This window comes from Terriglobus albidus (assembly GCF_025685425.1).
GTDB classification, from domain to species: Bacteria; Acidobacteriota; Terriglobia; order Terriglobales; family Acidobacteriaceae; genus Terriglobus; species Terriglobus albidus.
Map to the genome: position 1 here is coordinate 55,336 of NZ_JAGTAS010000026.1, position 13,713 is coordinate 69,048.

At 55.1% G+C, this 13,713-nt stretch carries 11 protein-coding genes; 5 read left to right on the forward strand and 6 right to left on the reverse strand.

Annotation, left to right across the window (positions count from 1 at the left end):
* Positions 1 to 51 precede the first annotated feature (51 nt).
* Together OHL21_RS04470 and OHL21_RS04475 are read left to right on the forward strand one after the other, a co-directional pair.
* The gene (locus tag OHL21_RS04470) at positions 52 to 858 is read left to right on the forward strand and encodes a hypothetical protein (RefSeq protein ID WP_263416049.1); all 807 of its coding nucleotides are present in this window, start codon (positions 52 to 54) and stop codon (positions 856 to 858) included.
* Between the two features lie 67 nt (positions 859 to 925).
* Positions 926 to 1,804, forward strand: a complete 879-nt coding sequence (locus OHL21_RS04475) for a hypothetical protein (RefSeq protein WP_263416050.1) — start codon at positions 926 to 928, stop codon at positions 1,802 to 1,804.
* Between the two features lie 67 nt (positions 1,805 to 1,871).
* On the opposite strand, the gene OHL21_RS04480 is transcribed toward OHL21_RS04475, so the two are convergent.
* From OHL21_RS04480 to OHL21_RS04495, 4 genes are all read right to left on the reverse strand, one after another.
* Positions 1,872 to 3,371, reverse strand: coding sequence for a hypothetical protein (locus tag OHL21_RS04480; protein WP_263416051.1), 1,500 nt, complete (start codon positions 3,369 to 3,371; stop codon positions 1,872 to 1,874).
* Between the two features lie 242 nt (positions 3,372 to 3,613).
* The gene (locus OHL21_RS04485; RefSeq protein WP_263416052.1) at positions 3,614 to 3,964 is read right to left on the reverse strand and encodes a VOC family protein; all 351 of its coding nucleotides are present in this window, start codon (positions 3,962 to 3,964) and stop codon (positions 3,614 to 3,616) included.
* Positions 3,965 to 3,974: 10 nt separating this feature from the next.
* On the reverse strand, positions 3,975 to 6,914 hold the full coding sequence (locus OHL21_RS04490) for an ABC transporter permease (RefSeq protein WP_263416053.1): 2,940 nt from the start codon (positions 6,912 to 6,914) through the stop codon (positions 3,975 to 3,977).
* Complete coding sequence (locus OHL21_RS04495; protein ID WP_263416054.1) at positions 6,911 to 7,261, reverse strand: PadR family transcriptional regulator; 351 nt, start codon at positions 7,259 to 7,261, stop codon at positions 6,911 to 6,913. Before OHL21_RS04495 ends, OHL21_RS04490 begins: the two co-directional genes overlap by 4 nt.
* A 447-nt stretch (positions 7,262 to 7,708) precedes the next feature.
* Between OHL21_RS04495 and OHL21_RS04500 the strand changes: the two genes are divergently transcribed.
* The 3 genes from OHL21_RS04500 (at position 7,709) to OHL21_RS04510 (ending at position 11,886) form a co-directional block, all read left to right on the forward strand.
* Positions 7,709 to 8,368 (forward strand): alpha/beta fold hydrolase, encoded by a 660-nt coding sequence (locus OHL21_RS04500; RefSeq protein ID WP_263416055.1) that lies wholly within the window; start codon positions 7,709 to 7,711, stop codon positions 8,366 to 8,368.
* A gap of 525 nt (positions 8,369 to 8,893) precedes the next feature.
* Positions 8,894 to 9,274 (forward strand): PadR family transcriptional regulator, encoded by a 381-nt coding sequence (locus OHL21_RS04505; protein WP_263416140.1) that lies wholly within the window; start codon positions 8,894 to 8,896, stop codon positions 9,272 to 9,274.
* 2 nt (positions 9,275 to 9,276) lie between these two features.
* Complete coding sequence (locus OHL21_RS04510; RefSeq protein ID WP_263416056.1) at positions 9,277 to 11,886, forward strand: ABC transporter permease; 2,610 nt, start codon at positions 9,277 to 9,279, stop codon at positions 11,884 to 11,886.
* A 360-nt stretch (positions 11,887 to 12,246) separates the two neighbouring features.
* Here the strand turns inward: OHL21_RS04510 and OHL21_RS04515 are convergent, their stop codons facing one another.
* Together OHL21_RS04515 and OHL21_RS04520 are read right to left on the reverse strand one after the other, a co-directional pair.
* Positions 12,247 to 13,134, reverse strand: coding sequence for a hypothetical protein (locus OHL21_RS04515; RefSeq protein WP_263416057.1), 888 nt, complete (start codon positions 13,132 to 13,134; stop codon positions 12,247 to 12,249).
* Positions 13,135 to 13,243: 109 nt separating this feature from the next.
* Positions 13,244 to 13,474, reverse strand: coding sequence for a hypothetical protein (locus OHL21_RS04520; protein WP_263416058.1), 231 nt, complete (start codon positions 13,472 to 13,474; stop codon positions 13,244 to 13,246).
* Positions 13,475 to 13,713 lie beyond the last annotated feature (239 nt).

The window sequence follows — 13,713 nt, forward strand, 5'->3', positions numbered from 1 at the left end:
CTAACAAGCAGTAGCGAGCCGTATTGCGTCAAGCCCCTTCCAGTAGATCCGGTGCAGCCGCAGATTCGGCAAGCGCGAGTTTTAGCGCCTGCGAATCAGGCTGCTCCATCAAAGAAACCTCTCCCGTTTTTCGCTCCTGGTCGTGTCGACATACTTACACCATCGCATAGCATCAGGCTGGCTGAAGAGAACAAAGTTTTGCTTCAAACGCATGCGCCTGGATTGACGGCGGTCATAATTGAGCAGGTGAAATACGACCCCGATGACATGGTGACGCGGACACGCCCTCGCTTTCTAAAAGGAGGATCCGCATCGGTTCCTGTTCTTCATCAACAAAATGGGCGTGCTTCGATCATGGTGACTCCCCGGGCGCTTGGGCAAGTTGTACTTCAGATCCACGCACAATTCGCCGATGGCGGTTTCACAAATTCAGAGATGGTTTTGAACGTCCAGCCATCAGGGGAGATCCCTGAGAGGCTGGTTGTTGGAGCGTGGGGAGCTCCATCGAGCCAGGCACGATGGGTAACTGTATTTTTGGACCCCAAGAAGCCAGCTCGTGGACTAACCATAAATGCCTTTTATAAGAACGTCGAGGACGACGTAGAAATCGATCCAACCTTTGCGTCCTTTGAAGTAAGAACTGCGAATTCGTTGCCGGTCATATCGATGGACAAGGCGACAGGGGCGATCAAGCCGCTCCGTGAGGGAGATGCTTTGGTTGAAACGATCTTCGGTGGATGGACAAATCTAACTTGCATCGTGGTGAGAGATCACTTTGATCCTAATCCCCGAAACACATTTGACTGCAAATCCTTACTCCGTCCAGGTGAACAGATAGGCAGGTCAATCCGAAAGTGACCGCTGTTTTCCTTTGGCGGGGAGCCGAAGCGATATCATTAGTGCCCTCGACTCCGGAGGATGATACATGTTGGATTCAAATGCCATAAATGCTGCGGTGCTATTCGCGTTACTAACAAGCGGTGGCGATGCCCTCTGTGTTTCTCATATGGCTCCAGTACAGTCGCAGATCCAGCAAGCACGGGGCATAGCACTTCCGAGTCAGGCCGCTCCATCAAAAAAACCTCCTCTTTTTTCAGCTCCAGGGCGCCTTGACATGGCCGCGCCATCGCATGACTTCAAACTTGCTGAGGAGAGTGAAATTACGCTCCGGCCCCATGCTCCAGGACTGACTGCGGTGGAAACCCAACAGATTCAATACCAGCCGGATGATGTTGCGTCACGTCAACGGCCTCATTTTCCTGAAGGGGGAGCGGTAACGATACCCATCTCTTATCATCCGGATGGAAGTGCCACCATCAAGATCGTTCCACGATTGCTCGGACATATCGTATTGCGAATTAATGCGATATTCCCTGACGGCGGAACAACGACGTCAGAAATAACGTTGAACATCCGACCATCAGATCAATCCCCTGAGAAACTCATTGTTAGCGATTTTCCGTGGATAAGGACCTTTCTGGATCCGAAGGAGCCAGTTCGCAGCCTGACCGTACGTGCCATCTATAAGAACCTGAAGGAAGAAGTCACGATCGATCCATCCTTTGCATCTTTCCACGTAAGGAATGCAAATAATTCCGCTCCTGTCATTTCGATGGATGCGACAAAGGGATTGATCAAACCGCTGCGAATTGGGGACGCCTTAGTCGAAACCAGTTTCGGTGGATGGACAAATCTGACCTGTATCACAGTGAACGATCACTATGATCCCAATCTCCGAGACCCATTTGACTGCAAATCCCTGCTACGTCCTGGAGAAAAAGCAGCCATGTCAATCCGAAAGTGACGGAAGTGCCAGGCAGAGTAAGGCAAATCTATCACGTGGCAGGACGTCCGCAATCGAAGACGATGCTCTATTGCCGCAGAGTTGGTTGCGTTAGGACAAAAACACTGTAGTACTGGTTCTGATGCATAAGTTTTGGATCCCGTCCGATACGTTCCAGATCGGGTATAAGAGTCGGGAAGAAAGGCTCGTGGATGATGAGATAGCGACTTCCGGTCTCCTCCGCAAGTTGAGAGATGGTGTTATTTAGGAGCTTGCCTGCGCTCGGGAAGGTGAGTTTTCGATTGAGAGGGACCGCGGCAGGTGTCTTGAGGCCGACCATATCGACAAGCCGGAAGTGAGTGCGATATGCAATATATCCGGCGTCATGGATGAGAAGGGTGGAGTTCGCAGGGACGTTGTGTTCGCACCAGGCGGCTATATCTTCTTCGGCGTTTTGCATCGATTGACAGTCGTCCGCGTATAGGTGAACGGCAAAGACAGCGAAGAGTGCTGAATAAAGCAGCGAAATAAGGAGAGCGGGACGAGCCTTTCTCTCCGATGCGAATGCCCAGATCAGAACCGGCACAAGAATGATGGGATAGCGGAATCGGTTGGTGACGATTGCGCCGGGCCAGTCGAAGAAGAGGGCCGCAAGAAATATTCCTGTGAACAGCAGGCAGACTCTTCCGAGCCATGACCGAAAAAGATATGGAATCGCGATGCAGATAGGACCGACGGTGAAAGCGAAGCTGATGAGACCCAGCGCCTCGACTGATAAGGCTCTTTTAGACAGGTAATCGGGATCGGCGAAGAAGTAGTGCTTTGCAACGCCGGTCTGCGGAAATGGAGTTCCGATTGAGCGGTAGTACCAGAGAGCAGTTAACACTAGTGGTATCCAAGCGATGACGCAAAGAAGAATGGCGCGCTGGTATTGTTTCTGCCGCCAGCACTTAATGACCAACAGAAGCATGACGAAAAAGGCCAGGGGCATCAGGTCAGGCCGAATGCTGCCGGCAAGTCCGGCTGCGACGGCAGCCCACGCCCATTTCTCCCGGTTTCCTGATGCAAGTGCGAGCAACCATATGACGGAAGCGAGCGCCCACGAGGTCTCAAGACCGTTCAGCAGCTGATATGGAACAAAAGAACAAAGAAGCCCGAGAGCTATCACAGCGATTCTCGTTGTTCTCGGGAGCCCCAGCACTCGTGTCATGAAATGCAATCCGAGTGTGTATGCGAGCACGCCGAGCCAGCAGGCGATGTCGAGCGCCGCTAATGGTTTCAGGAAAAACAGAAGGAGATAGACGAGCCCTAAAAACGGCGCACATGTAATTCCGTAGAGGGGGTGCATGCCGGGAAAATTCGGATCGAAGCCAGAGTGCAGCACCTGCGCCGAATGCAGAGTGATGAAAGCGTCGTCCAGAGGGAAGGTTGGCGTCGGGCGAACCATTCTAATGACCGCGACCGCGAGGAAGACAATGCCTGCAATCGCTGCCGACTCGGATCCAAATATTTCAGGAGTGATTCGCTCTGCCGGCTTGGCCCAGCCGGACTCGGGAGTCTCTACGGTGCCGGGGACAGGACCGCTCATCAGGTGACTATCCTCCAAGGCTTACTTCGGGGTCTCCCACTCTATCACGGCATGCTGGAGGGCCCTCGTGAATTTGACGTTTTGCTCGAGCCCGGAATGCCGTCGTCACCCACGAGCTCAGGCTCGCTGGCGATCGAACGCAGTGCGATGAAGAATGCGTCCACAAACTCTTCCGGGGATACTAGCAACAGGGAAATGCTCTAAAGCGGGGCGACGGATCGTTGGTCAATTCAGATTGCAATTCACTTCAGGCCGATGGCTAGCGGGTGCTTTGGCTGGTACAGACCAACTGAGCCGCCACCGGGAAGCCATATCCTAGTAATGGAACCCCATCTTGCTTCTTGCACTTCGGAACACTTGACATCTCTTTTCGCAAGGGAAGCCATCTCGGATTTCAGGTCTTCGCAAATGAAATAGAGTTCGTGGGCGCCATTCTCATCGGATGGGTGAAATGCGGCCTCTCCTGGCGGTAAGGCAAAGATCAACCAGCCATGCCCCGCATCCACGGATTCGAACCCGAGAACGTCGCGGAAGAATGCGCGGTCCGCCTCGGCGTTTTTGGTGTGAACAACTATATGGGCGGCGGAAATCATTTTGTGCCTCCTAAGATGCCACCGCGTTCAGCGGTCGAAGCATTTCGGATGGTAAAAACTCGTCATGATTGATGTCACGAACTTTAGATTCAGGACACCAGATTGGCCATCCCTCGCTTCCAAGTGGCGGCAGATAAGCTCTGGACATCTTTCGCGTGGGGCATTCAGTGCGGAGCGCCTGGATAGGGTCGATGCTTGCTGCTCTCCGCGCTGGGATCATCGCAGCGACCAGCGTTGCTAATCCAAGGAGGACAGTCGCAGTTGCTAAGAGCAGCGGATTCCAGGGCGCGACTCCGAAAAGCTGGCTGGCCATGAGATATCCCAATCCAATGGCTGCCGGAATCCCGATTCCCAATCCTATGCCGACCTGCCAGAATGCTCCGCGCAGCACCATCGCGACCACTGAGCTGCGATCGGCCCCAACCGCCATGCGTACGCCAATCTCGCTTGTACGTTGTTCTACGCCGTATGCGGTGACGCCGTAGAGCCCAATCGCCGCCAGCACCAGGCCAACCGCACCAAAGAGCCAGGCAAGGCTGACGATCATATTCTGCTGGTCGAAGGTTCCCTGAATGACTCTCGAATACGGCTGAATGTCATAGATCACTATATTCGGATCGACTTCTGCCAGCGCCGTCTTCACTTGCATGAAAATGTTGGCGGGATGCCTCGGCGCCCAGATCACGATGTTGCCGAGGTTCTGCGACCAGAGCTCGTCACTCTGGATATCCGGCTGATCGAACTGTACCATCTGCGCTTCGGGGATGTAGTACATAGCCCGGGCCGGATCTCCGAAGCCCCACCTCACGTAATGAATGTTCTGGACGACACCGACAATCTCATACGTTCCCGCATTTTTTATAGGACCAGGACCGAATCGCCGGCCGATGGGATTCTGGTTCCCAAAAAATTTCTTCGCAAAAGCTTCGTTGATCACAGCCACATGCCGCGTATTTCCGTTGTCATCTTCGTCGATGGCGCGGCCCGCCAGCATTTGGGCGCCGATCGTATCGAAGAACCCCGGTGTGATGCGAGTCCAGTCGGCGGACACATCATCCTTCGGGCCGGGCTCCGGTTGGCCCTGAATGCGAATGTCATTGCCCATCTGGTTGCCGGACATCGGCGCATACGTTGCGGAACTGACGCCACGTACCCCGGGAATAGTGCTGAGCCGATCTTGAATCTCACGAAAGAGTGGAAGCAGTTGCTCCTGTTTATATTTCGACACCAGCGAGCTATTGATGGAAACTAGGTAGCGATCATCCGGATTGAACCCGAAGTCCTGGTGCCCCAGATTTCGTAGGCTGCCGCCCAGCATCGCGGCCGCGCTGAGCAGCACAACTGATACCGCAGCCTGAGCGATGACCAGCGCTTTCTGCGCCCAATGGCGGCCACCCCCCACCGCACGGTGGGCGCCCCGCATCGCCTCCACCGGCTCGGCGTGCGAGGTCATCCACGCGGGCGCGATGCTGAAGATCACTCCGGTGAGCACAGAGACTCCAAGGGCGAAAAGCAGAACCAGTGTTGAGGGCGTGGCATGCACTGGAATCCAGGTGCTTTGCTCCAGGGTATGAAAAGCGAGATACAGAATCAGCCGCGCGCCCGACCAGGCCACAGCCACGCCGGCCGCGCCGCCGATCAGAGACAGTGTGACGCATTCAATCAGCGCATTTCTGACCAGGCGTCCGCGCGATGCGCCCAACGCTACACGTACCGCTGTTTGTTGCCGGTTTCTGAGAGCGCGCGCCAGCAGCAGGTTGGCGATGTTGGCGTAGGCAACCAATAGTACGCAACAAGCCGTGATCATCAGAAGCCGCAGACCCTCGCCGTAATCCTTCTCCAATCTGGAAAAGCCTGTGCCACCAGGCGTCAAGCGGAGCGTCTGCTTCTGCCACACAGCTCTTTCCTGCGGACTCATATCCGCCAGGTGGCTGGCCAGCCAGCCATACAGTTCGCTCTGGAGCTGCGCTTCGAGCGCTTTCGTGTTGGTTCCGGAGCGCACTCGTCCGATCAGGTCAAGCCAATCGACCCGCGTGTCTTTAATCCGCGACGTTGTTCCCAACATCAACGGCTCGGTTGTGAGCGGCAACCAGATATCCGGCATGCCCCAGTCCACGATTGTCGCCCCAACAAAACCTGCCGGGGCAACGCCGATGATGGTGAACGCACGGCCGTTGATCTGATAGGTGGATCCCACCACCGCAGGATCGGAGCCGTACTTCTCCTGCCAGGCATGGAAGCTCATCACCGCGACTGGAGGCGCGCCCTCCTGGTCGTCGGCATCGACAAACATCCTTCCACGCCACGCGGAGACACCAAGGGTCTGAAAAAAGTTGCCGGAGACAAACTCGCCGTTCGCGGTCTCCGGTGGTCCCGCTGAGCCGGCGCATCGCACTGCCAGCGCCTGGTTACCCGCCTGGAGCGCTGCCAGATCCTGGAACCCCGTCGTGTTTGCGCGAAATAGCTTGTATGCCTCCCACGGAAAGAGATTCCAATCGCCCGGCTGACCGTCGTTGTCCTGGCTGTATCCAGTCCAGTTGCAACAATGGGGGCGGTCGCCGATGCGCCAAAGCTGATCCGGCCTGGTGACCGGCAGCGATTGCAGCATCACCTGCTGCACCAGCGTGAAGATCGCAGTGGTGGCGCCGATGCCCAGCGCCAGTGTCAACACGGCCGTCAACGTGAAGCCAGGTGATTTCCGCAACTGGCGCAACGCGTACCTGACGTCTTGCACAAGCGATTCGAACCACATGGTTCCGCGGCTCTCCCGGCAATCTTCTTTGATCTGCTCCATGCCGCCGAACTCAAGGCGGGTGAGCCGGCGGGCTTCCGCTTCCGCAATCCCGGTCCGCATTTTGTCGGCGACCTGCGATTCGAAGTGGAAGCGCAGCTCTTTCTCCAGATCGCCCTCCATCTTCTTGCGAAAGATAAGCCTGCTTAGCCAGCTCATGAGGCGCCCTCCAGCGTTCCCTTGAGGATGAGACCCACCAACTCCGTGAGGCGTTTCCAGTTCTCTGTCTCGGCCTCGAGCTGTGTCCGTCCCTTAGCGGTGAGCTCGTAAAACTTGGCTTCACGCCCGGTTTCCGAAGATTTCCAGGTGGCGGCAAGCAGCTTTTTGTATTCGAGACGGTGGAGAGCGGGATAAAGCGAACCTTGCTGGACCTGCAAAGCGTCGCGCGACATCTGCTGGATTCTCTGTGCGATGGCGTAGCCATGAATGGGGCCAAGCGCAACAACCCTCATGATGAGGAGATCGAGCGTGCCTTGCGGGAGATCGAATCGGTTTTCAGCCTTCATACATACCTTTGGCTTCTACATATAGTCCTCAACGTGTAGAAGGTCAAGGTGTATGTCGGCCTCGGTTCAGCGTGGAGTGTTGGCTGTCCGCGCCGATTTCCTTCGAAGAAAAACGGCATTCTCAGATTTATCCAAAGCTACACATTCGGCCGCAGATCGGTGTTGACATCCGACCCGAGTGCAGGAATACTTGGGTCGGATGCCTACCTAAGTAATGGCGGTGGCGCGTGTCTTGAGTCCTTGTATCTTGCGCTGCAGAGACTGGAAGAGGGCAGGCTAATTACGGCGAAGTGGAGTGTCTCTGAAAGGACCGTAAGGCCCTGGTTTATACGCTGACAAGGAAGGGCGCGAACAACTCTCGATGAAACAGAGTAGTGGAAGCGGCTGACGCGGGCGATGGCGCTGGTCCTTGGCGCGGATTCAGGTATTTACGGTCGGGAGGTCTAAATGTTCGCGCGACGGATGTTTTGGCAACGGCGTAAGATGAATGATTTTGCGAAAGAGATTTGCAGTGATCCGGAACTGGAATCGGCGGAGCTCGAGACCGAGGGCAAGATAAAAGAGCAGGCGAAGCGCATTGCGCGGATCCGGCTCGGGAATGTCGCCGCAGTGGCGCTAATGGCTGCTTCAACAATGGTGTTGGGCGAACAAAAAATGATCTCCGTCGGAGATCGCCGTATTTCCATCTACTGCGATGGCAAAGCCGGTACTCTTCCCACCGTTATTTTGGTGCCGGCCGGCGGAAGAACCGCCAAGGATTGGTCGAAAGTACAGCCGGCTGTAGCCAGCTTCACCCGTGTTTGCAGTTACGACCACGCCAATTTTGGTGCAAGTGACAAGGCTCCTGTTCCGCTGCAATCCGTCGAAGACGTTGTCGACGATTTACATGCGTGGCTGCAGGCATCAGGCGAACAGGGGCCATTTGTACTGGTAAGCCATTCCAATTCAGGCATCTATGTTCGGCGATTCGAGACGCGCTACCGGCAGGATGTAGCAGGCCTCGTTTTTTTGGATTCCGCTCACGAGGAGCAGGCGCTACGTTTGCACGAACTCGACCCGCTGGACCCGTCCCAGATGAACTTATGGCCAGAGTCGGATGGTACGTGAAACCAGGACAACGCCTTGACTGGCACACGCAAGTTCCCTTGATTGTGATCGGTCGTGGTACACCCTATGAGCGCACCGCGCGTGATGGAAGTAACTCACAGACGAACCGTATGACAGAAGCTCAGTTTGAGGCCTGGGACCGCATCTGGACAGAGTTTCAAAAGGATCTCGCGAAGCGTTCTCCGCGAGGCCAATACCGCGTCGCACAAAAGAGTAGTCACTGGATTCAAATCGATCAGCCAGAGCTTGTCATTCAGGCAATCCGGGATGTTTGTCGTATGGTTCGTCCTTCCTGAATAGACTGACTTCTGGGATCGCGATGCTTTGGCGGTCGCATTCGATACCATAGCCAGCCGCCGCCGAACCATGCATCGTGTACACCGAAAGCTGCAGTTCCTGTCGAGCCGATCGCCGCGATCGTGGACGCGTTCCAGTCGCATGCCATCGTTGCGCTAGTAACGTGTAGTTCCGGAAAAATTTGACTCCTGTTGACATCCGACCCAAGAGGGCGCATTCTTGGGTCGGATGTCTTCCCGAAGCAGATCCGACGACCGCATCGCCCTCTTACAGGGCACGCTCGACTTACTTATTCTGAAGACTCTTGTGCTCGGTCCATGCCACGGACAGGGCATAGGGCGCTCCATACTACGCCGGTCGGAAGAGGTCCTTTTTGTCGATCACGGGTCGCTTTATCTTGCTCTCCAGCGATTGGAAGACAAGAAATGGATCAGTGCCAAATGGGGTGTCAGTGCAAACAACCGCAAGGCGCGGTTCTATTCGTTGACTCCTAAGGGACGCCAGCAGCTCACAGAAAAATTCAGCGAATGGCAGCGGCTCGTCCGGGCGATGGGGCTGATTCTGGAAGGCGGCATGTTGGATGGAGGAACGGACAACCAGGAGGTCTAGTCATGTTCAGACGCAGACGAAGCGAGGATGATTTCGCCGAGGAGATCAGATCGCATCTTGAACTCGAAGCCGATGAGCTACGACGTGAAGGCTTCAGCGAAGAGGAAGCGCATCGCAGAGCGAAGGTTGAGTTTGGGAACGCACAGACGGCCCGGGAGCGCTTCTATCTCAGAGGCAGAGTCATCTGGTTCGACAATCTAGTTCGCGATATTCAGTTCGCCATTCGTCAGCTCACACGAAATCCCGGCTTTGCCGTGGTTGCATTTCTCGTGCTTGCTCTTGGTGTCGGCGCCAGTGTCGCGATCTTCGCATTCGTCGATGCGGCCCTCTTGGAGCCATTGCCCTACGCGAGCCCGGACCGGCTCATGTCGGTCAGTGAAAGTGATACCTCGCTGCCGGGTTGGCCACTTTCGTATCCCGACTTTCTCGATTGGAAGGCGGAGAACAAGTCTTTCAGCTCGCTCGATATTTACACCGGCAGCGGTTATCTTCTGCGCACCCGTTCAGGTGCGGAGCCTGTGCACGGAGAACGGGTAAGCGGCGGTTTTTTCCAGACATTAGGAGTGCGTCCTCTCCTCGGACGAGACTTCAATCCAGGAGAGAATCAGCCAGGCGGCCCCAATGTAACGCTCCTGAGCTACGGTGCATGGGTCCGCCGCTTTGGCGCGCGGCCCGAGATCGTTGGACAGACTATTGACCTCGACAATGAGGCCTACACGATTATTGGTGTGCTGCCGCAATCGTTTTCGTTCGCACCAAGCGGCAACGCCGAGTTCTGGGTTCCCATCAACAAACTAAGCCTCCATGAGCATTCACGGACCTTCTATAACTTTGCTGGTATTGGACGGTTGCGGGATGGAGTCACGGTAGCATCGGCGCAGTCCGAGGTACGTGCGATCTCTAATCAGATTCAACAGCAATACGCCATTACAGGACATGACCTGAACGCCGGCGTCACTCCTCTCTCGGAGGTGATGGTCGGTGACGTGCGACCCATTTTGCTCACCCTGCTCTGTGGAGCCGGACTGTTATTGCTGATTGCATGTGTCAACGTCAGCAGCCTCGTTCTCGTTCGCGCAGAAAACCGCAGGCGCGAAATCGCAGTACGTGGCGCGTTGGGTGCAACTCCGGCCCGATTAGTAAAGCAGTTCGTTACCGAAGCAGTCGTACTGGCAGCATGTGGCAGCAGTGCGGGAATCATCCTTGCCGCAACTCTCATTCCGGTTCTCGCTCGATTGGTTCCTGTCCGTATGGCCTCAGGAATGCCGTTCCTCGACCGTGTTGGCTTGAATGTGCACACAGCGGGAGTTGCCACGGCGACCGCATTGCTGACCACCTTGCTGCTTGCTATCACACCAATATTGCGGCTTCCGTTTCGGCAAGTACACGCAGATCTCGCTGATGGAGGGCGCGGTGCAGCCAGCGAGTTTTGGAGCAGGCTTGGAGCCAATCTGGTTGTCTTTGAACTTGCAATTGCGGTCGTACTGCTTGCCGGGGCCGGATTGCTGGGGCGAAGCCTTTACCACCTGCTGCATGTGCACCTGGGGTTTGATTCCGGCCATCTTGCAACCGTAGAGATCGCGCTACCCAGCACCTTGCACCAGAACAGTGAGCAGATCAAGGTATTCAATAACGAAGTGCTTCAGCGCGCAACGAGCCTGCCAGGAGTCGAATCGGCCGGGCTGACCAGCAGACTCCCAGTCCAATGCAATTGCAGCACCGATGGAATCAGGATCGTAGGAAGGCCATATCATGGTGAGCATAATGAAGTGAATGAGCGCCATGTAAGTCCTGGTTATCTACCTGCGCTCAAAGCTGGCCTGATTCGGGGGCGTTTCTTCACCGAAGAAGACGATGCATCGAGGCCAGGAGTAGCTGTCATCAATCAGACGCTTGCTCGGAGGTATTTCCCTGACCAGGATCCGATTGGTCAAAGCATCGCGAACGATGAAGGAGGACGGCCTTCCACTTGGCAGATCGTCGGTGTCATCGACGATGTTCGCGAGGGTCCGCTCGATGCTGAGATCGCACCTACGGAATATTTCCCCGTCAACCAGACGGGCGATCGCTCGTTCACTCTAGCCGTCCGATCGTCGCGTGATGCCGGAGCTCTCCTGCCTGAAATGGTGAGCTCCTTGCATGAGGTCAATCCGAATTTAGGTGTATCCAATGAAGCGACCATGGTGGACAAGATCGACACTACCCAAGCCGCTCTACTGCACCGCTTTGCGGCATTGCTGGTAGGCGGTTTTGCGGTGATGGCATTAGTGCTCGGTGTCGTTGGGCTCTATGGCGTAGTCTCATATTCCGTAGGCCAGAGAAAACGCGAGATCGGTGTGCGCATGGCACTTGGGGCACAGAGAAGCTCTGTCTACCGCCTCATTATCCGCCAGGCGGCATGGCTGGTCTTAGTAGGTCTGACGGTAGGGCTGCTCTGCTCCTTAGGAACATCTATACTCATGCGCCGCCTGTTGTTCGGCGTTCACGCATGGGATGCAGTTACTTTAGTTGGCGTGTCTGTACTTCTAGGTCTGTCATCACTGGCTGCAAGTTTTTTGCCTGCGCGTCGCGCGGCGTCGGTAGATCCGGTGGAAGCTCTTCGTGCTGAATAGTTGACACTCCGGCTCCGCTTCTACTTCTTCATCGCGCCGGAGCGATCCGGGGGAACCTGGGGACAGGAGCGTCATAGGAAAAACGCCGCTGCACTCCTCTTCCGGAACACCCAGCAACAGGGAAAATGCTCTAAGAGGTTATTGAAAGGATGGTAGGCACGAGCGGATTCGAACCGCTGACCTCTACCGTGTCAAATCTAAGGTTCACGCATTTTCAATGACTTACACGAAATAAATCAGCCACTTAAACCACGCAAAGGAACATCAAGGAACGCTTATTGTTCCCAAATTGTTCCTTGATTGTTCCCAGATTTAAGCGGGCGGATTGGCGCTCTATCCCTCAGCAATATGCTGATGCACTCATCTTTTCAGCCTGCCTGATCGATTATGGCCGTCACAAAAATGGAGAAGACCGTCTCCGGGTCGGAAATACTGACATATTTCAGTGGAGTATTTATTGCCGTCGTCGTCGAGGTAGGTCTCAAGCCGCCCAACGTAGATGCGCTTACCTGATTGTTGGACGTCGATCATATCTTTGTCCGACAGTGGGCCGAGGTAGGTTGGCATAAACACACTGTTCTTTTCACCCGGTGGCTGGTCTGCGACGGGCTGATCTTTGTCCTTCGATCTGGCATAGAGATATTCAAACAGCTTGTCCTCTGTACGATCCTCGCGCCCTCCAATAGCCCAATAGGTAGCACCCCTACTTTGCCGCGCTACCGAAGAACCGTTGTTCACACCATCGACGTGCAGGTTGTAAACCCTTCCACCTGGTTCCACGGAATCGAGCATGAATTCAGATAGATCAATACGCGGCTCCGCAGCCCGTTCTTTTTTGGCGCTTGGGTAGATGTTGGTGATCTGCTGCACTATCGGCGGAGGCTTGCCTTCGGAGATAGCGGCTCGATTCTCGGATGGAGTGGTGGTCCCGCCCCTTTTCTTGTTGACAGAGACTCCCATCTTGAAGAGCCCGCTGCACGCTATCACCAGCGTGACCATATAAATGCCAAACTTCCTCGCCGGACTCAGGCCTTCTAACGATTTTGCTCTGAAGACGGCATATGGGACCACTGGCCCAAGGAGTACAAAATAACGACCATCGAGGAAAGTTCCGGCAATTCCCCCGAGCCACCCCAGCGTCGTCTGGAATGAGCTATTGTCGATCACGCGCCAGATCCGCTCACCAATGCTCATCTTCTCTTGAATCGGGTGTTGGGGGGCGGCGGTGGTCCCGGTGTTCTCTTTCATCGCATCCTTCAACAGCCTTTGGATAACTCTCCTCTGGTGGGAATTGGACATAACAAACTTTCTCGTTCGGCCAGGGATTGCGTCAATATGTTTCTCCTAGATCGCCTCTCTACTTCGGCTTGACGCTAAGCCGCTTGATGACGCGCAGATAGACGTGCCAAGGGATACGGATGCTTCGATATCCCTGTTTGTGCATCCGCTCCGGACGCTTAAGAACGATGACATCAGGCTCGTTCTCGAATAGCTTTTGCGTCGTCTCGTAGCTGAAGCCGAGCAAGCGGGCCGCTTCCCGGACGGTGTAGACCTCTTTGTTGATTGGGGTGCTACGGCATTTCCGCATACGCGGCCGGCCTAACGTCTTTGTGCAGACTGGACACACCCGCCAACGCCGGTTGTCCCTCCAGGTCGTTAAGCAAGGATCACAATCCATCGAAAATTCTATGGTGTAGTCGCGGGGCTGTACTTTTATTTGCATGTCCGCAATCCTGCCATTTACTGTAATTACTATCAAGTTAAATTATTGATTTTAAAGGATTAAAGTCCATCATTGGCATCCATTTTTGACGTTCTCCGGGAGTC

Bases quoted from the DNA above. Each gene is read 5' to 3' on its own strand.
- OHL21_RS04475 (WP_263416050.1), top strand. From the start codon at position 926: ATGTTGGATTCAAATGCCATAAATGCTGCGGTGCTATTCGCGTTACTA.
- OHL21_RS04495 (WP_263416054.1), bottom strand. From the start codon at position 7,261: ATGAAGGCTGAAAACCGATTCGATCTCCCGCAAGGCACGCTCGATCTC.
- OHL21_RS04490 (WP_263416053.1), bottom strand. From the start codon at position 6,914: ATGAGCTGGCTAAGCAGGCTTATCTTTCGCAAGAAGATGGAGGGCGAT.
- OHL21_RS04500 (WP_263416055.1), top strand. From the start codon at position 7,709: ATGTTCGCGCGACGGATGTTTTGGCAACGGCGTAAGATGAATGATTTT.
- OHL21_RS04515 (WP_263416057.1), bottom strand. From the start codon at position 13,134: ATGAAAGAGAACACCGGGACCACCGCCGCCCCCCAACACCCGATTCAA.
- OHL21_RS04510 (WP_263416056.1), top strand. From the start codon at position 9,277: ATGTTCAGACGCAGACGAAGCGAGGATGATTTCGCCGAGGAGATCAGA.
- OHL21_RS04485 (WP_263416052.1), bottom strand. From the start codon at position 3,964: ATGATTTCCGCCGCCCATATAGTTGTTCACACCAAAAACGCCGAGGCG.
- OHL21_RS04480 (WP_263416051.1), bottom strand. From the start codon at position 3,371: ATGAGCGGTCCTGTCCCCGGCACCGTAGAGACTCCCGAGTCCGGCTGG.
- OHL21_RS04520 (WP_263416058.1), bottom strand. From the start codon at position 13,474: ATGCGGAAATGCCGTAGCACCCCAATCAACAAAGAGGTCTACACCGTC.
- OHL21_RS04505 (WP_263416140.1), top strand. From the start codon at position 8,894: ATGTCTTCCCGAAGCAGATCCGACGACCGCATCGCCCTCTTACAGGGC.